Here is a 16,751-nt window from a genome sequence, read left to right as displayed (position 1 = left end):
TCTAAAAAATAATAGGACTATTTAAATAGTCACTGTTAACTTTAATAGATGAATTTAAAAGACTATAAATATTAGTGGATTTTATGTCAAATTCTAACAAGGGATCTGGTTTAGATTTTGATAATTTATTAACGATATTTATTTCTGAATTTTGCTTAATCTCTTTTAAAATTTCTCTTCCTTTATTATTGAAGCCTAAAATCCTTATATATTTAGGAGGGGATTTTCTAAGAGACAGAAGTTCCTTATCTACACATAAAAGAACATGGCATAAAATTCTATTAAGTCTAGTATAAGAATAGCGTTTACTCTTACATAAATTTATTAGTTCATCTAAAGAATTGGCTTTTCCTATGTTTTGAATTATCTTATTATCTATTCCTTCAGATGCTTCAGGTATTTCCTTTAATATATTAGGATTGCTTATTATAGCATATTTAACTAAATCAAACATTTTATCTATACTACTAAATGAAGAGTTTTTAAGTATTTTATAACTAGACTTAGGCATAAATTCAAGACTTTCTTCTATGCTTGATGTATAAATGCTCTTTCTTATAGCAGATGCAGAAGCTATTTCGTTTTTGGAAAGTTCTTCTTTGTTATAATCAGCACCTAATCTTTTAATTGTAAAAGGTGTTATAGAACTTTGAAGTTTATAAAGGCTTTTACAATATTCTATGGCTAATATATTATTAGAAGAATTTAAAACTGTTTCTAAATAAGAAAAGTCTATTTTAAAATTATTATTTTCTAGGTACTTCATTAAAGCTTTGCTTCTAGCTTTAGGAAAAGGAAGCCCCTCCTTTAATAACTCTTTCAAATATTCTTTAAATTCTTGTGGTTCATTGACAATAATTTCACTAAGTTTTTTTATTAAATCTATATCTCCACATTCAGAACCAAAGCAAAGATTATCAACAACATTTAGAGAGTTTAATAAAGAAACGGCTCCAAAGGCGAAAAATTCAGCTGAGGAAGTTGCAAAAAGAGTTGGAAGTTCTACCACTAAATCAACTCCAGCTTCTAATGCCATTTTAGTTCTAGTCCATTTATCAGTTAAGGCTGGTAAACCTCTTTGGACAAAGTTTCCACTCATAACACAAATAACTCCATCACAGTTAGTGAGTTCTTTTGAGGATTTTAAGTGGAGTTCATGACCTAAATGAAAAGGATTATATTCAGTTATTATGCCAGTTATATTCATATTAAATCACCGCTTTTTCATAGTTTGATAAAAATATAATACCCTAATATATAAAAATAATAAAGGGTATAAATTTATAAGAAAATTCAGATAATTTTTAATATAAAAAAAATATTATTATGTGGTTTTTTTATTTGTTATCTGTTGAAAAATATATTAGTATAGGAGTATAGTATTATTAGTATTGTGTGTGATGACACATAAGATCTGCTTTGACTTGAAAGGAGAAATTAACATGGAACTTATGAAACAAATATGGGAGAGTGCTAAAAATAATAGAAAAAAGATAGTACTTCCAGAAGGTGATGAAGAGAGAACTCTTATTGCTTCACAAAAAATAAAAGAGGAAGGACTTGCTGATGTTTACTTAGTGGGTTCAGAATCAGTAATTAGAGAAAAAGCTGAAAGTTTAGGAGTGAATTTAGACGGAGTAAACGTAGTTGATCCTGAGACTTCAGATAAATTAGAAACTTATATAAACGAGTTTTACGAGTTAAGAAAAGCTAAAGGAATGACAGTTGAAAAAGCTGGTAAAATCGTAAGAGATCCTTTATATTTCGGAACTATGATGGTAAAAATGGGTGATGCAGACGGAATGGTATCAGGTGCTGTACATACAACTGGTGACCTTTTAAGACCAGGTCTTCAAATAATAAAAACTGCTCCAGGAGTATCTGTAGTATCAAGTTTCTTCATAATGATGGTACCAGGATCAGAATATGGAGAAGGTGGAATGTTATTATTCTCAGACTGTGCTGTTAATCCAAATCCAAATGCTGACCAATTAGCAGCAATAGCAATAGCTACTGCTGATACTGCTAAAAATCTTTGTAAAATGGATCCAAAGGTTGCAATGCTTTCATTCTCAACAATGGGAAGTGCTGACCACGATTTAGTAACAAAGGTAAGAGTAGCAACAGAAAAAGCTAAGGAATTAAGACCAGATTTAGATATAGATGGTGAATTACAATTAGATGCTGCTATAGTTGGAAAGGTTGCTTCTCAAAAAGCACCAAACAGCAAGGTAGCAGGAAAGGCTAATGTTTTAGTATTCCCAGACTTACAAGCAGGAAACATAGGATATAAATTAGTTCAAAGATTTGCTAATGCAGAAGCTATTGGACCAGTTTGTCAAGGTTTTGCTAAACCTATAAACGACCTTTCAAGAGGATGTAGTTCAGAAGATATCGTTAATGTTGTTGCAATCACTGCTGTTCAAGCACAAGCAACTAAATAATTATATGAAAAATTAAGTTGTTAGAATTTATATAGATAGAGATGGATAGAATTAATATGAATTAAGCTTAATAAGCTGAATTTATAAGATTAATAGGAGGATTTTATAATGAAGGTATTAGTTATAAACTGCGGAAGCTCATCATTAAAATATCAATTAATAGATATGACAAATGAAGAAGTTTTAGCTATCGGATTAGTTGAAAGAATAGGATTAAATGGATCTATATTAACTCAAAAAGCCGGAGAAGACAAATATGTAATTGAAACACCTATGGAAAATCATCAAGTTGCTGTTGATTTAGTTTTAAAAGCTTTAGTTGATAAAAAGCACGGTGTTATAAAATCAATTGATGAAATAAATGCTGTTGGACATAGAATTGTACATGGTGGAGAAAAATATTCAGAATCTGCTTTAGTTACAGAGGAAGTTATGAGAGATTTAGAAGAGTGTTCTAAATTAGCACCGCTTCATAATCCAGCACATATAATTGGTATAAAAGCTTGTCAAAAATCAATGCCTAATGTACCAATGGTTGTTGTTTTTGATACTGCATTCCATCAAACAATGCCAGCAAGTTCATATATGTATGCTTTACCATATGAGTTATATGAAAAAGAGCATATAAGAAAATATGGATTCCATGGAACTTCTCATAAATATGTTTCAGCTAAAGTGGCAGAAGCTATGGGTAAAAACATAGAGGATTTAAAAATAATAACTTGTCACTTAGGAAATGGAGCAAGTATATCTGCTATAAAAGATGGAAAATGTTTAGATACAAGTATGGGATTCACTCCTCTTGCTGGATTAGTAATGGGAACTAGATGTGGAAGTATAGACCCAGCTGTAGTTACATACTTAATAGATGAATTAGGATATACTGCAGAAGAAGTAAATACTTTAATGAATAAAAAATCAGGAATATTTGGAGTTTCAGGAGTAAGCAGTGACTTTAGAGATGTTGAAGCAGCTGCTGAAAAAGGAAGTAAAGAAGCTCAAATAGCCTTAGATTTATTTAGAAATTCAGTAAAGAAATGTATAGGTTCATACATTGCTGAGATGAACGGCTGTGATGTAATAGTATTTACTGCTGGAGTTGGAGAGAACTCAATCATAGAAAGAGGAGCTATTTGTAGAAACTTAGAGTTCTTAGGAATTGAGTTAGATGAAGAAAGAAATAATATAAGAGCTAAGGTTGCTGAAATAAGCAAAGAAGGTTCAAGAATTAAACTTTACGTAGTTCCAACTAACGAAGAGCTAGTAATAGCACAAGATACAGTAAGTATTGTAAGTAAATAATTATAAAATGCTTGACTTTTAAATAGGTAATCAATATAATAAGATATGTGTTGTTTAGGAATAAACAATGCATATCTTATGTTAAGGAGCGTGAAAGTAGTTACTTAACTACGTAAATTATGAAATTAAATTTTTCAGAATTATGCTCAAAAAGAGAAAGAAGAAAATCTTTAGATTTTGTTCTAGATTTAAAAAGCTTTGAATTTGAAGGCGAAAATATGAAGGTTGTAAAGCCTCTACATTTTACTGGTGAATTTATATCTAGTGAGTCTTTTATAGAGTTATTAGGTAATATCACTGGAGAACTTCAGATGAAGTGTTCAAGATGTTTAACAAATTTCTCTTATGAAGTATCAATAGATATGGATGAGAAGTTTACAAATAATTCAAACCAAGAAGATGATTCTATTGCTTTTGTAGAAGGCGACGAATTAGATGTTGCTGAAGCGGTAGTAGAAAACGTAATTTCAACCTTACCTATAAAAAGACTTTGCAGTGAAAGCTGTAAAGGGCTTTGTCAAAAATGTGGTATTGATTTAAATAAAGAAACATGCCAGTGTGACAATGAAGAAATTGACTTAAGAATGGCAAAGCTAATGGACTTGTTTAAGTAATAAGGAGGTGTAACAATGGGAAATCCAGCTAGAAAAACGTTCAGAGCAAAAAGAGATTCAAGAAGAGCTCAAACTTTCAAGGCGAGCTTACCAGGTATCGTAGAATGCCCACAATGTCATGAAATGAAAATGGCTCATAGAGTATGTAAAAACTGCGGACACTACAAAGGTAAAGAAGTAGTATCAGTTGAAGAATAAAAGAAAGTCTTATGACTTTCTTTTCTTTATATATAGGAAAAAAAGGGGGTAAACTCATGAGGATTGCTGTAGATGGAATGGGAGGAGATCATTCCCCTAATGCAGTAGTTGAAGGGTGTGTTCAGGCATTAGAAGAATTTAAGGATATAGAGATATACATAACTGGTCCAGAAGATCTTTTAAAAGAAGCCTTTTCAAAATTCAAATATGATAAAGAAAGGGTTACTTTTATAGATGCTAAAGAAGTAATAAGTACTAATGAACATCCTGCTATGGCTGTTAAGAAGAAAAAGGACTCAAGTCTTGTTAAAGCTCTTAGACTTGTTAAGGAGAATGAGTGTGAAGCTGTTATATCAGCAGGAAGCACAGGTGCTTTTTTAACTGGATGTACGCTTATTGTAGGAAGAATAAAAGGGGTTGAAAGACCTGCCTTAGCACCAGTTATGCCGGGAAAAAATGGTCCTTTTATGATAATTGATGCGGGAGCTAACGTTGACTCTAAACCTTCTTATTTAGTTCAATTTGCTAAAATGGGTGAGGTTTATTTTAAATCTGTTATGGGAGTTAGTAACCCTAAAATCGGATTGGTTAATATTGGAGAAGAAGAAGAAAAAGGAAACGATCTTACAAAAGCTACTTATCAACTTTTAAAAGAAGAAAAAGATATTAATTTTGTAGGAAATGTTGAACCTAGAGAGGTTTCAACTGGAGATGTTGATGTTTTAGTTTGTGATGGATTCGTTGGAAACACTGTACTAAAAATGTACGAGGGAGTTGCTTCTACAATATTAAGCATGATTAAAGCAGAAGTGAAATCATCATTTTTAGCTAAGTTAGGAGTACCATTTTTAGCACCAGCTTTATTAAATCTTAAGAAAAAAATGGATTATAAGGAATATGGTGGAGCACCGTTTTTAGGTGTAAAGGGAATATGTGTAAAAGCACATGGAAGTTCTGATGCTAAAGCTTTCAAAAATGCAATAAGACAAGCGAAAATATTCCATGAAAATAACTTAATTGGAAAATTAAGTGAGGAAATTGCGAAAAAAAGCTTTGATAATCAAAAAAATATTTAAAAATTACGTAATGCATATTGACTATGGATTTTATATATAATAATATTTTATTAGATTGACTTAGGAGGTGAATTGGATGTTTGATAAGTTAAAAGTAATTATCGCTGATAAATTAAGCGTAAACGAAGATGAAATAACTATGGAGTCAACATTTATAGATGATTTAGGTGCTGATTCTCTTGATATAGTTGAATTAATAATGGCTCTTGAAGAAGAGTTAGAGATGGAAATCCCAGATGAAGATGCTGAGGGCTTCAAGACAGTAGGAGATGTAGTAGAATACATCACAGAACATTCAGAGAAGTAACAAAGTCCCGCATTAAGCGGGATTTTTAATTTAAGTTTATTCTTGAAGTTGTTTCAAAAACAACTTGAAGAATAAACCTTAAGGAGATGGATTTTAAGGTGAAAGAGATAAAATTAACAGAAGTTGAAAAACTCATAGGAATTGAGTTTGAAAACAAAGGGGTGCTTATAACAGCATTAACGCATAGTTCTTATGCAAATCAATTTAAAGATGTAAAATACAATGAAAGATTAGAATTTTTAGGAGATTCAGTTCTTCAGCTTTGTGTAACAAAATATTTATTCAATAATTACAAAGAAAAATCAGAAGGTGAATTAACTAAAATAAGAGCTTTAGTAGTTTGTGAAAGTTCTTTACATAAAGTTTCTATAAAACTATCACTTGGAAAATATATAAGAATGAGTAAGGGTGAGGAGTTAACTGGAGGAAGACAAAGAACCTCAATTCAAGCTGATGCTTTAGAAGCGGTAATTGCAGCTGTTTATTTAGATAAGGGAATCGAGGTTGCAAATGACTTTATATTAAGAAACTTTAAAGAGGTTATAGATAAGGCTATAAACGAAGAGATAATCTTAGACTTTAAGACTAGATTACAAGAAGTTCTTCAAAAAAATGGAGAGGTTAATATTGTTTATAATTTAGTTAAACATGAAGGTCCTCCTCATAGAAGAAAATTCTTTACAGATCTTATGATAAACAATGAGGTCATGGGCGAAGGTGTTGGATATAGCAAAAAAGAAGCAGAGCAAAATGCAGCTAAAGCAGCACTACAAAGGTTAGGTGAAATTAAATGGGAAAAAGACACTATATAATACCTATATTTGTTCCTCATGAAGGATGTCCCCATGATTGTGTTTTTTGTAATCAAGGGAAAATTACTGGGGAGAATAAGGAAATTATATTAGGGCCAAAATACAAGCAAGAGAATAAGGTTGATAGTGATTTTGTAAGAAAGACAATTGAAGAGTATATAGAAACAATTGGAGAAGGTGATAGGGTATTAGAAGTTTCTTTCTTTGGGGGAACTTTTACTGCTATCGATATTAACAAGCAAAGGGAACTATTAGCTGTTGCTAAAGAATATAAAGATAAAAATATAATAGACTATATAAGATTATCTACTAGACCAGATTATATTGATGAGTTTATTTTAGATCATTTAAAGAGCTATAGAGTTGATATAATAGAACTTGGAGTTCAATCTTTAGATAAGGAAGTATTACATAAATCAGGCAGAGGGCATGGTTATGAAGAAGTTCTTAAAGCTTCTAAGCTTATAAGGGAATATGGATTTACTTTAGGTCATCAAATAATGGTTGGCTTACCTGAAGATACTTTTGAAAAAGATATAGAAACAACAAAGGAATCTATAAAAATGAAGCCTGATATATGTAGAATATATCCTGCTCTTACAGTTAAAAATACTCCTATGGAAGATATGTACTTAGAGGGAACTTATAAGCCATATACTCTAGAAGAGGCTGTCTGTATAAGTGCTAAGCTTTATAAGATGTATAAGGAAAATAATATACAGGTTATAAGAATAGGACTTCAGCCAACAGATAATATAGCTTTAGGAAAAGATATAGTTGATGGACCTTTTCATCCTGCTTTTAGAGAATTAGTAGAAAGTAGTATTATAAATGAAAATATCTACAATATACTAAAGGATAAAAGTGGAGAGGTCATTATAAGGGTTAGTAACAGGGCTGTTTCTAAACTTTATGCAGATAAGAAGAGATACTTCAATGAACTTAAGAACAAGGCTAAAAATTGTGAGTTGAAGGTTAAGGTAGAGAATTCTATGGAAGTAGATAAAATTAATATAGAAGTAGAATCAAAAGTATATAAAATAGATTTATAATTTATATGCCTTGGAGTTAATCTCTGGGGCTTTTTTTATTGATATTTTAATTAGCATAATATAAACTTATACCATGAGGAGTGAAGTGTAGTGAGAAAAGATACAAGAGAAAAAGTTATAAAATATACAATTGTTTTTATAATAATATGCTTTTTAGCAACTTTATTACCAGTTATGTTTATGTAAGGATAGGAGTGAATATATGTTTTTAAAATCTCTTGAGATAAGGGGGTTTAAATCATTTGCTGATAAAACGGAATTGAATTTCAAAAAAGGGATAACTGCTATAGTTGGTCCTAATGGAAGCGGTAAGAGTAATGTATCAGATAGCGTAAGATGGGTTTTAGGAGAACAGAGTGCTAAAACTTTAAGAGGTGCTAAGATGGAGGATGTAATCTTCACTGGTACAGAATATAGAAAGCCTATAGGATATGCTCAAGTTTCCTTAACTTTAGATAACTCTTTAGGAGAACTTCCTTTAGATTATTTAGATGTAAAAGTTACTAGAAAATTATTCCGTTCTGGAGAAAGTGAATATTTAATAAATAATTCTCCTTGTAGACTAAAAGATGTGGTAAGCCTATTTATGGACACAGGAATAGGAAAAGAAGGGTATTCGCTTATTGGTCAAGGTAAAATAGATAGTATTCTAAGTGGGAAGCCGGAAGATAGAAGAGCTATTCTAGAAGAAGCAGCAGGAATTGTTAAGTTTAAATCTAGGAAAGTTGAAGCTGAGAGGAAATTAAAAAATACGGAAGAAAACTTAGTTAGAATAAATGATATAATTTTTACTTATGAGGAAAGATTAGGTCCTTTAGAAGAGGAAAAGAATAAAGCATTAAGATATTTAGAACTTTCTAATGAGCTTAAACATAAGGAAATTTCATCTATTATGAGTGAACTTCATAATATTGATGAGGTTATATTAAAGCAAAAAGAAAAGATACAAGATTTAATAGCTTTTAATGATAAGCAAAAAGAAAAGTATAAAGTAGAAAGAGAAAAGATGTTTGCTTTAAAGGAAGAACTAGATTCTTTAGAAAATAGTCATTCTGAAAAGCAAGGAGAGTACTTTGCTAAGAAGGAAGAAATAAATAGAAGCTTAGGTAAGGTAAATCTTTTAAATGAAAGAATTAAGAATATTGATGAATTAGTTCTTAAAAATAAGGCAGAGTTAGAAGAAAACAAGAAAAAACTAAATAGCTTAATGAAGGAAAAGAATTCTATAGAGAAGGATTTTAATTCAAATAAAGATAAATTTGCTAAAGAGTTAGAAGAAATTAATAAGTTAGAAAAGGAAGTTAATGAACTAAATTCTAAACTTATTTCTAAGGAAAAAGAAGTTAAGAAAATAAAAGATGAGGAGTTAGAGCTTTTAAGAAAAGTTTCTTCTTCTAAAAATAAAAAAACAATGTTAGAAAGTGAATTAAATAATTTAAATGAGAAGATTGAATCTTCAAAAAACAAGCAAACAAATTATGATAATTCATTAAAGATAAATTTAGCAACTAAAGTAACTCTTCAAAAAGAACTTCAAAATATTGAAGAGGAGAAGCAAAATAAAGAAAAAGAATTAAGAGAAAAAGAAATCCAGTTTAGAGAGGGACTTAATAGTATTAAGGAAACTCAAAATAAGTTAAACCAAGTTTTATCAAAAGGAAATAAACTTGAAGCTAATAAGGAAATGCTAAACAAGCTAGAAAAGCAGTATGAAGGGTATAATCTTTCTGTAAAGAAGATTATGTCTAGTGTAGATGCTGGACGTGTTAAAATAAATAAGAACAAATGTAAGGTTTTAGGTGAAATCTTAGAAACTAAAGCTGGATATGAAACTGCTATTGAAATAGCTTTAGGTGGAAGTATTTCTAATATAATAACTGAAGATGAAGAAGTAGCTAAAATTCTTATTAACCATTTAAGAGAAAATAAATTAGGAAGAGCTACATTCTTACCATTATCCATAATAAGAGGTAAGAAGTTAGAGCTTAGTAAAAATATTGTTGAAAGTAAAGGATTCTTAGGAATAGCTTCGGATTTAGTGGGATTTAAAGAGGTCTATAAGAATGTAATAAACTATGTATTAGGTAAAACCATAATATGTGATAATATAGATAATGCTATAAAGATTGCTAAAGTGCTTAATTATAGATATAAAATAGTTACCTTATCTGGGGAAGTAGTAAATGCTGGTGGAGCTCTTACTGGTGGTAGTCTTTATCAAAAGAATACAGGTATAATGTCTAGGAAAAATGAAGTTAAATCTTTAGAAGATGAATTAGTTAATGTCAAAAAAGAAGAAAAAATATTAACTAAGGAATTGGAAGAGTTAAATAACATTCAAGAAGATTTAAATATACAGAAGAAAGAAATCACAGATAAGATATATGAAAAGAATCTAGAATTAGCAGATTTAAATAATAAGATTAAAAATGTTAATGATGAAACATTTAAAATAAAAAACTCAATAAAATCTTTAGAATTAGAACTTAAAGATACTGATTCAAGAAAAGCCAAAATAGAGAAAGAGATAGAATTGGTTAATGAAAAGATTAGTCAGGTTGAAAATAAGGAAGTGACTAATTCTCAAAGGGTTAAAGAGTTAGAGAAGAAATGTGAAGAGCTTTCAAAAAATCTTTTTAAGCATAAAGATAAATTAACTAATATGAAAATAAACAAGGCTAAACTTCAAGAAGTTATTGAAGGAAGAGAAAAAGAGGCTTCCAGAATAAATTCTTCGATAGAAGAGGTAGAAAATAAAATTGTTAATCTTACTAAGTACTTAGAAGAGATCAAATCTAATAAGGAAGAAAGTAAGAAGGAAATAATTTCATGTGAAAAGTTTATAAAGAATGAAGAGGGAAATATACTTACTCTTGAAGAAAACTTTAAATCTTTTGAACTTAAAAAAGGTAAGTTGAAAGAAACTATTAACTCTGTAGAAAATGCTTTAGAGGTTCTTTCAGTTGAGATAGCTAGAAAAGAAGAAGAAGTTCATAAGAATGATATAACATATACTAAACAGGAAAATGAAAAAAATATTTTAAATAAGAGACTTTTAGAAGAGTTTAATACAACTTTTGAGGAAGAAAAAAATAGATTTAGGCCTATTGAAGATATTAATTCTCATAAATCAAGAATAACAACTCTTAAAGCTAGAATAACTGGATTAGGTAATGTTAATGTAAATGCTATTGAAGAGTTTAAGGAAATATCAGAGAAGCACAATTTTATGGCTACAGAAAGAGATGACTTAGAAAAGGCTAAGGAAGAACTTTTAAATGTTATAGAAGAGATGACTTCTAAGATGAGAGTAGTATTTAGACAGAACTTTAATATTTTAAATAAATTATTTGATGAAACCTTCAAAGAATTATTTAAGGGTGGTAGTGCAAAACTTGTTTTAGGTGAGGGTGATGAGCTTACAGGAAACATAGATATAAATGTTCAACCACCAGGTAAAAAGCTTCAGAATATAAATCTTATGTCTGGAGGAGAAAAAGTTTTATCTGCTATAGCATTATTATTCTCAATATTAAAGATGAAACCTACACCATTCTGTATTCTAGATGAAATTGAGGCTGCATTAGATGATGCCAATGTAAGAAGGTATGCAGAGTTTTTAGGCAAGTTTAGAGATAATACACAGTTTATAGTAATAACTCACAGAAAGGGTACTATGGAAGCTGCTGATATTATGTATGGAGTTACTATGGAAGAAAAGGGTATATCTAAAATTGTTTCAGTAGACTTAGACAAATAGAGGAGGAGAAAAAATGTTTGGAAAATTATTTGACAAATTAAAAACTGGATTAACAAAAACAAGAGACAACTTAACGGATAAAATAAATGAGGCTTTAAATTTAGCTGTTACTATAGATGATGATATGTATGAAGAGCTTGAAGAGGCTCTTATAATGTCAGATATAGGAATGGATACAACTGTTGAAATAATAGATAGATTAAAAGCTAAGATAAGAAAAGAAAAGATAAATGATGTTGAAATGGTTAAACCAGCTTTAAAAGAAGTTATTGCAGAAATGATGCTAGAAGGTGACTATGAAGAGGAGGAAGAGGATAACGAAAAGAAAGTTATGCTTATCATAGGGGTTAATGGTGTTGGTAAAACTACTTCAATAGGTAAAATAGCTGCTAGAAATAAAAATAATGGTAAGAAAGTATTGTTAGCGGCAGCAGATACATTTAGAGCGGCGGCAATAGATCAATTAGATATTTGGAGTCAAAGAGCTAATGTTGATATAGTTAAACATCAAGAGGGTTCAGATCCAGCGGCTGTTGTATTTGATGCTGTTCAAGCTGCTAAAGCTAGAAATGTGGATTTATTAATATGTGATACGGCTGGAAGACTTCATAACAAGAAAAACCTTATGGATGAGTTAGCTAAAATAAATAGAATAATAGATAGAGAGTTAGGAGATAGAAAAAAAGAAACTCTTTTAGTATTAGATGGAACAACAGGACAAAATGCTGTTATTCAAGCAAAACAATTTATGGAAGCTTGTCCTATTGATGGTATAATATTAACTAAACTAGACGGAACAGCTAAAGGTGGAGTTGTTATATCTATAAAGAATACTTTAAATATTCCAGTTAAGTATATTGGAGTTGGAGAAGGTGTAGATGATATACAAAAATTTAATGCTAAAGAATTTGCAGAGGCATTATTATAATTTAGGTTTTAATTAAAACTTATATTTAATTCTGAAAAAGAATAAAAAAAATGAAAATGTTATTTTTACTGTAGTTTATTTATATTGAGAAGTAGTAATTATCTAGCTTTATGGGGATAATATGAAAAATTATAGGTGTTAAGTAAAAATACTTGACACTTATAAAAATATTTGTTATTATCTTATTCGTGAGCAAGGTGGTTATATGGAAAATAGATTTGAAATATCAATGTTAATAGATTACTATGGAATATTGCTTACGGAAAAGCAGTTTAATGTTATGACCCTTTATTATAATGAAGATTTGTCATTAGCAGAAATTGCTGAAATTAATAAAACCAGTAGGCAAGCAATTTATGATTTGATAAAGAGATGCTGTAAGCAACTACACTCTTATGATGAAAAATTACAATTATCAAAAAAATATGATAAAAGGTATAGAATTAAAGAGGAGCTTATGGCAGAATTAAATAAGAACTTCAATTTGAATGATGATATTAAAAAATATATAAATGAAAAGTTGGAGGAAATTATAAACGCTTAGGAGGGTTAAGCATGGCTTTTGATGGTTTAGCGTCTAAATTACAAGATACGCTTAAAAAGTTAAAGGGTAAAGGAAAGCTAACAGAAAAAGATATAAAAGAAGCCATGAGAGAAGTAAAGCTCGCTCTTTTAGAAGCTGATGTTAACTTCAAAGTGGTAAAAAAGTTTATATCAAGTGTTAAAGATAAATGTGTTGGTGAGGAAGTATTAAATAGTTTAACTCCAGGTCAACAGGTTATTAAGATAGTTAATGAAGAACTAACAACTCTTATGGGTGAAACTGAGAGCAAGTTAAAGTACTCAGATAATGGACCAACAGTGTTCATGTTAGTAGGTCTTCAAGGTGCAGGTAAAACTACTATGGCAGGAAAACTTGCATTACATTTAAGAAAGAAAAACAAAAAGCCATTACTTGTGGCTTGTGATATATATAGACCTGCGGCTATAAAGCAATTACAAGTTGTAGGAAAACAAATAGATATACCAGTATTCTCAATGGGAGATAAGGTTAAGGCAGTTGATATTGCTAAAGCAGCAATAGAACATGCTAAAGATAATGGAAATAATGTTGTTATCATAGATACCGCTGGTAGACTTCATATAGATGAAGATTTAATGCAAGAGTTAAAAGATGTTAAGGAAGTTTCAAATCCTAGTGAAATATTATTAGTTGTAGATGCTATGACAGGTCAAGATGCTGTAAATGTAGCTGAGACATTTAATAATTCATTAGATCTTTCAGGAATAATATTAACAAAGCTAGATGGTGATACAAGAGGTGGTGCTGCTCTTTCAATAAGAGACATTACTGGTAAATCAATAAAGTTCGTTGGTGTTGGAGAAAAGATGAGTGATATCGAAGTATTCCACCCAGACAGAATGGCTTCAAGAATATTAGGTATGGGAGATGTACTTTCTTTAATAGAAAAAGCTCAGCAAGCTATTGATGAGGAAGAAGCAACTAAGTTAAGTGAAAAGATGTTAAGTCAAGAATTTAACTTTGATGATTACTTATCAGCTATGGATCAAATGAAAAAGCTTGGACCTATAAATAAACTTATAGAAATGATTCCTGGTGTGAATTCAAAAGAACTTGAAGGTATTGACTTTTCTCAAGGAGAAAAACAAATGGCTTCAGTTAAAGCAATCATACAGTCAATGACATCTAAAGAAAGAAAACATCCATCTTTAGTTATAGGAAATGGTTCAAGAAAAAGAAGAATAGCTAAAGGCTCTGGTACTACAGTACAAGAGGTAAATAAGGTCTTAAAAGGCTATGAAATGATGAAAAAGCAAATGAAGCAAATGAAATCATTCCAAAAAAATGTTAATAAAAAGGGATTTTTAAATAAACTTCCTTTTATGAAATAAATTGAACACACTTTTGAAGGAGGTGAAAATGTAATGGCAGTTAAAATAAGATTAAGAAGAATGGGTGCTCATAAAGCTCCTTTCTACAGAGTAGTTGTTGCTGATTCAAGAAGTCCAAGAGACGGAAGATTCATCGAAGAAATAGGATACTACAACCCAATCGCTAAGCCAGAAGCTGAAGTTAAAATAGACGCTGAAAAGGCTGCTAAGTGGTTAGGAAATGGTGCTCAACCAACTGATATAGTTAAAAAGTTATTCAACCAAGCTGGTATAAAATAATTTTCCTTAGGGAGGTGGATCTACTTAATTTATTAAGTAGGGTAATATGAAAGAATTAGTTGAAATACTTGCTAAGTCACTAGTAGATAAACCTGAAGATGTTCATGTAAATGAGATCACAGGCGAGCAATCAATCATATTAGAACTAAAGGTATCACCTGAAGATATGGGAAAAGTTATTGGAAAGCAAGGTAGAATTGCCAAGGCTATTAGAACAGTAGTGAAAGCTGCTGCAATTAAAGAAAATAAAAAAGTTGTAGTAGAGATCATTTAAAAAAGAGTTAGGGGAATACCTAACTCTTCTTTTATATACAGAAAAGGGGTGTAGTAATGGACGATTTATTAGTAGTTGGTGAAATAATAAACACTCATGGATTAAGAGGAGAAATGAAAGTTATGCCTCTAACTGATGACATGAGAAGATTTGATTACTTAGAGTATGTTATCTTAAAAGGGAAAAAGGTTAAAGTAGAGGGCGTAAAATACTTTAAAGATAAAGTTATACTTAAATTAGAAGGAATAAACTCAATAGAGGAAGCTGAAAAATTAAAAAGAACTTATTTAGAAATAGAACGTGAAGATGCTATAGAACTTGAAGAAGATGAATATTTCATAGTTGATTTAATTGGATGCACTGTTGTTGATACAGAAGGATTTGAATACGGAAAAATCAAAGATGTTATACAAACTCCAAGTAATGATGTTTATTGGGTTCAAGGAAATAAAGAGATTTTAGTTCCAGTTTTAAAGGACATAGTTTTAGATATTAATATGGATGAAAAATTAATAACTATTAGGCCTTCTGGAGAGTGGCAATATGAAGATTAATATTCTTACCCTTTTCCCAGATATGTTTGATATATTTAAACATAGCATAATAGGAAGAGCTCAAGAAAATGGTTTTCTACATATAGAAACAATAAATATAAGAGATTATACTTTAAATAAGCATAAAAAGGTTGATGACTATCCTTATGGTGGAGGAGCAGGAATGGTTATGACTCCTCAGCCAGTTGTAGATGCTATAAAGGCTGTTAAAGAAAATAATAAGGGTAAAGTTATATTCTTAGGACCAAGAGGAAAAACTTTTAACCAAGAGATGGCTAAGGAGCTTTCTAAAGAAGATAATCTTATTTTTGTCTGTGGACATTATGAGGGAATAGATCAAAGAGTTTACAAATATTTTGATTTAGAAATTTCTCTTGGAGATTTTGTATTAACAGGTGGAGAAATGGCATGTATCCCTGTTGTTGATAGTATAGCTAGATTAGTCCCAGGAGTTTTAGGAAGTGAAGAGAGCTTCCAAGATGAAAGTTACTATGATGGAACTTTAGAATACCCACAATACACTAGACCAATTGAGTTTGAAGGGGAAAAAGTACCAGATGTTCTTATGTCAGGTCATCATGAAAATATAAGAAAGTGGAGAAGGAAGCAGTCCCTTCTTATAACAAAGGAAAGAAGACCTGATATGTTTGAAAAAATAAAACTTTCAAAAGAAGATATAAAATTATTAAAATCAAAATAAATATATTGATTAAAGAATACAAGTATGATAGAATAAACTTCGTGCTAGTACCGGCGGTCCTCTGTCACAGAGTGTGTTAAGAACGTCAAAATTTTTAGATATTAAGGAGGAATGCACAATGAACGAAATCATAAGAGCTATAGAAAAAGAACAAATCAGAGAAGATTTAACTCAATTCAACATAGGTGACACTATAAAAGTTCACGTTAGAATTAAAGAAGGTAACAGAGAAAGAATCCAAGTATTCGAAGGTACTGTTATAAAGAAACAAAACGGTGGATTAAGAGAAACTTTCACAGTAAGAAGAGTTGCTTACGGTGTAGGTGTTGAAAGAACTTTCCCAATGAATGCTCCAATCATCGATAAGATTGATGTTGTAAGAAGAGGTAAAGTAAGAAGAGCTAAATTATTCTACTTAAGAGACAGAGTAGGTAAAGCTGCTAAAGTTAAAGAGTTAACTAGATAATTTAAACATAAACTGGGACTAGTGAATAGTCCCATTTTTTGTTTGTATAAAAATATTAGAATTTTACATTA

General features: G+C 30.3%; 19 protein-coding genes. 18 read left to right on the top strand and 1 reads right to left on the bottom strand.

The genetic code is table 11. The features are described from left to right. Position 1: 1 nt before the first annotated feature. A complete protein-coding gene (locus OIF33_RS02945; protein WP_322502733.1) occupies positions 2-1,207 on the bottom strand; it encodes a nucleotidyltransferase in 1,206 nt (401 codons plus the stop codon). Between the two features lie 235 nt (positions 1,208-1,442). On the opposite strand from OIF33_RS02945, the gene pta reads away from it, so the two are divergent. The 18 genes from pta (at position 1,443) to rplS (ending at position 16,680) form a co-directional block, all read left to right on the top strand. Continuing rightward, positions 1,443-2,444, top strand: a complete 1,002-nt coding sequence (gene pta, locus OIF33_RS02940) for a phosphate acetyltransferase (protein ID WP_322502732.1) — start codon at positions 1,443-1,445, stop codon at positions 2,442-2,444. A 108-nt stretch (positions 2,445-2,552) separates the two neighbouring features. After that, complete coding sequence (locus tag OIF33_RS02935) at positions 2,553-3,746, top strand: acetate kinase (RefSeq protein ID WP_322502731.1); 1,194 nt, start codon at positions 2,553-2,555, stop codon at positions 3,744-3,746. A gap of 218 nt (positions 3,747-3,964) precedes the next feature. After that, entirely contained in the window at positions 3,965-4,360 is a 396-nt protein-coding gene (locus OIF33_RS02930; protein WP_322502730.1) for a DUF177 domain-containing protein, read from the top strand. Between the two features lie 15 nt (positions 4,361-4,375). Continuing rightward, positions 4,376-4,558 carry a 50S ribosomal protein L32 gene (rpmF, locus tag OIF33_RS02925; protein ID WP_003449428.1) on the top strand — a complete coding sequence of 61 codons (183 nt, stop codon included), beginning with the start codon at positions 4,376-4,378 and terminating at the stop codon, positions 4,556-4,558. Positions 4,559-4,614: 56 nt separating this feature from the next. Next, the gene (gene plsX, locus OIF33_RS02920) at positions 4,615-5,634 is read left to right on the top strand and encodes a phosphate acyltransferase PlsX (RefSeq protein WP_322502729.1); all 1,020 of its coding nucleotides are present in this window, start codon (positions 4,615-4,617) and stop codon (positions 5,632-5,634) included. A gap of 76 nt (positions 5,635-5,710) precedes the next feature. Next, entirely contained in the window at positions 5,711-5,941 is a 231-nt protein-coding gene (gene acpP / locus OIF33_RS02915; protein ID WP_322502728.1) for an acyl carrier protein, read from the top strand. A gap of 98 nt (positions 5,942-6,039) precedes the next feature. Then, on the top strand, positions 6,040-6,753 hold the full coding sequence (rnc, locus tag OIF33_RS02910; protein WP_416173347.1) for a ribonuclease III: 714 nt from the start codon (positions 6,040-6,042) through the stop codon (positions 6,751-6,753). Then, positions 6,732-7,805 (top strand): elongator complex protein 3, encoded by a 1,074-nt coding sequence (locus tag OIF33_RS02905; RefSeq protein ID WP_322502726.1) that lies wholly within the window; start codon positions 6,732-6,734, stop codon positions 7,803-7,805. Before rnc ends, OIF33_RS02905 begins: the two co-directional genes overlap by 22 nt. Before the next feature lie 90 nt (positions 7,806-7,895). Next, entirely contained in the window at positions 7,896-7,991 is a 96-nt protein-coding gene (locus OIF33_RS02900) for a DUF4044 domain-containing protein (RefSeq protein WP_322502725.1), read from the top strand. Between the two features lie 16 nt (positions 7,992-8,007). After that, a complete protein-coding gene (smc, locus tag OIF33_RS02895; protein WP_322502724.1) occupies positions 8,008-11,565 on the top strand; it encodes a chromosome segregation protein SMC in 3,558 nt (1,185 codons plus the stop codon). Between the two features lie 13 nt (positions 11,566-11,578). Continuing rightward, entirely contained in the window at positions 11,579-12,493 is a 915-nt protein-coding gene (gene ftsY, locus OIF33_RS02890) for a signal recognition particle-docking protein FtsY (RefSeq protein WP_322502723.1), read from the top strand. A 205-nt stretch (positions 12,494-12,698) separates the two neighbouring features. Then, positions 12,699-13,037, top strand: coding sequence for a putative DNA-binding protein (locus OIF33_RS02885; protein ID WP_322502722.1), 339 nt, complete (start codon positions 12,699-12,701; stop codon positions 13,035-13,037). Positions 13,038-13,048: 11 nt separating this feature from the next. Next, positions 13,049-14,407: a signal recognition particle protein gene (ffh, locus tag OIF33_RS02880; RefSeq protein ID WP_322502721.1), complete on the top strand. Its 1,359-nt coding sequence runs from the start codon at positions 13,049-13,051 to the stop codon at positions 14,405-14,407. A gap of 33 nt (positions 14,408-14,440) precedes the next feature. Continuing rightward, a complete protein-coding gene (rpsP, locus tag OIF33_RS02875) occupies positions 14,441-14,686 on the top strand; it encodes a 30S ribosomal protein S16 (RefSeq protein WP_003458442.1) in 246 nt (81 codons plus the stop codon). A 46-nt stretch (positions 14,687-14,732) separates the two neighbouring features. Then, positions 14,733-14,960 carry a KH domain-containing protein gene (locus OIF33_RS02870; protein ID WP_322502720.1) on the top strand — a complete coding sequence of 76 codons (228 nt, stop codon included), beginning with the start codon at positions 14,733-14,735 and terminating at the stop codon, positions 14,958-14,960. 56 nt (positions 14,961-15,016) lie between these two features. Further along, positions 15,017-15,514, top strand: a complete 498-nt coding sequence (rimM, locus tag OIF33_RS02865) for a ribosome maturation factor RimM (RefSeq protein WP_322502719.1) — start codon at positions 15,017-15,019, stop codon at positions 15,512-15,514. Then, positions 15,504-16,214 carry a tRNA (guanosine(37)-N1)-methyltransferase TrmD gene (trmD, locus tag OIF33_RS02860; RefSeq protein WP_322502718.1) on the top strand — a complete coding sequence of 237 codons (711 nt, stop codon included), beginning with the start codon at positions 15,504-15,506 and terminating at the stop codon, positions 16,212-16,214. The genes rimM and trmD overlap by 11 nt, the downstream gene beginning before the upstream one ends. Before the next feature lie 118 nt (positions 16,215-16,332). Beyond that, positions 16,333-16,680, top strand: a complete 348-nt coding sequence (rplS, locus tag OIF33_RS02855) for a 50S ribosomal protein L19 (RefSeq protein WP_322502717.1) — start codon at positions 16,333-16,335, stop codon at positions 16,678-16,680. The last annotated feature ends 71 nt before the right edge of the window (positions 16,681-16,751 follow it).

Origin of the sequence: Clostridium sp. LIBA-8841 (genome assembly GCF_034439435.1) — a bacterium.
Lineage (GTDB): Bacteria > Bacillota > Clostridia > Clostridiales > Clostridiaceae > Sarcina.
This window is presented reverse-complemented; position numbering and strand designations above follow the sequence as displayed.

Bases quoted from the DNA above. Each gene is read 5' to 3' on its own strand.
- OIF33_RS02945 (WP_322502733.1), bottom strand. From the start codon at position 1,207: ATGAATATAACTGGCATAATAACTGAATATAATCCTTTTCATTTAGGT.
- pta (WP_322502732.1), top strand. From the start codon at position 1,443: ATGGAACTTATGAAACAAATATGGGAGAGTGCTAAAAATAATAGAAAA.
- OIF33_RS02935 (WP_322502731.1), top strand. From the start codon at position 2,553: ATGAAGGTATTAGTTATAAACTGCGGAAGCTCATCATTAAAATATCAA.
- OIF33_RS02930 (WP_322502730.1), top strand. From the start codon at position 3,965: ATGAAGGTTGTAAAGCCTCTACATTTTACTGGTGAATTTATATCTAGT.
- rpmF (WP_003449428.1), top strand. From the start codon at position 4,376: ATGGGAAATCCAGCTAGAAAAACGTTCAGAGCAAAAAGAGATTCAAGA.
- plsX (WP_322502729.1), top strand. From the start codon at position 4,615: ATGAGGATTGCTGTAGATGGAATGGGAGGAGATCATTCCCCTAATGCA.
- acpP (WP_322502728.1), top strand. From the start codon at position 5,711: ATGTTTGATAAGTTAAAAGTAATTATCGCTGATAAATTAAGCGTAAAC.
- OIF33_RS02905 (WP_322502726.1), top strand. From the start codon at position 6,732: ATGGGAAAAAGACACTATATAATACCTATATTTGTTCCTCATGAAGGA.
- smc (WP_322502724.1), top strand. From the start codon at position 8,008: ATGTTTTTAAAATCTCTTGAGATAAGGGGGTTTAAATCATTTGCTGAT.
- ftsY (WP_322502723.1), top strand. From the start codon at position 11,579: ATGTTTGGAAAATTATTTGACAAATTAAAAACTGGATTAACAAAAACA.
- OIF33_RS02885 (WP_322502722.1), top strand. From the start codon at position 12,699: ATGGAAAATAGATTTGAAATATCAATGTTAATAGATTACTATGGAATA.
- ffh (WP_322502721.1), top strand. From the start codon at position 13,049: ATGGCTTTTGATGGTTTAGCGTCTAAATTACAAGATACGCTTAAAAAG.
- rpsP (WP_003458442.1), top strand. From the start codon at position 14,441: ATGGCAGTTAAAATAAGATTAAGAAGAATGGGTGCTCATAAAGCTCCT.
- OIF33_RS02870 (WP_322502720.1), top strand. From the start codon at position 14,733: ATGAAAGAATTAGTTGAAATACTTGCTAAGTCACTAGTAGATAAACCT.
- rimM (WP_322502719.1), top strand. From the start codon at position 15,017: ATGGACGATTTATTAGTAGTTGGTGAAATAATAAACACTCATGGATTA.
- trmD (WP_322502718.1), top strand. From the start codon at position 15,504: ATGAAGATTAATATTCTTACCCTTTTCCCAGATATGTTTGATATATTT.
- rplS (WP_322502717.1), top strand. From the start codon at position 16,333: ATGAACGAAATCATAAGAGCTATAGAAAAAGAACAAATCAGAGAAGAT.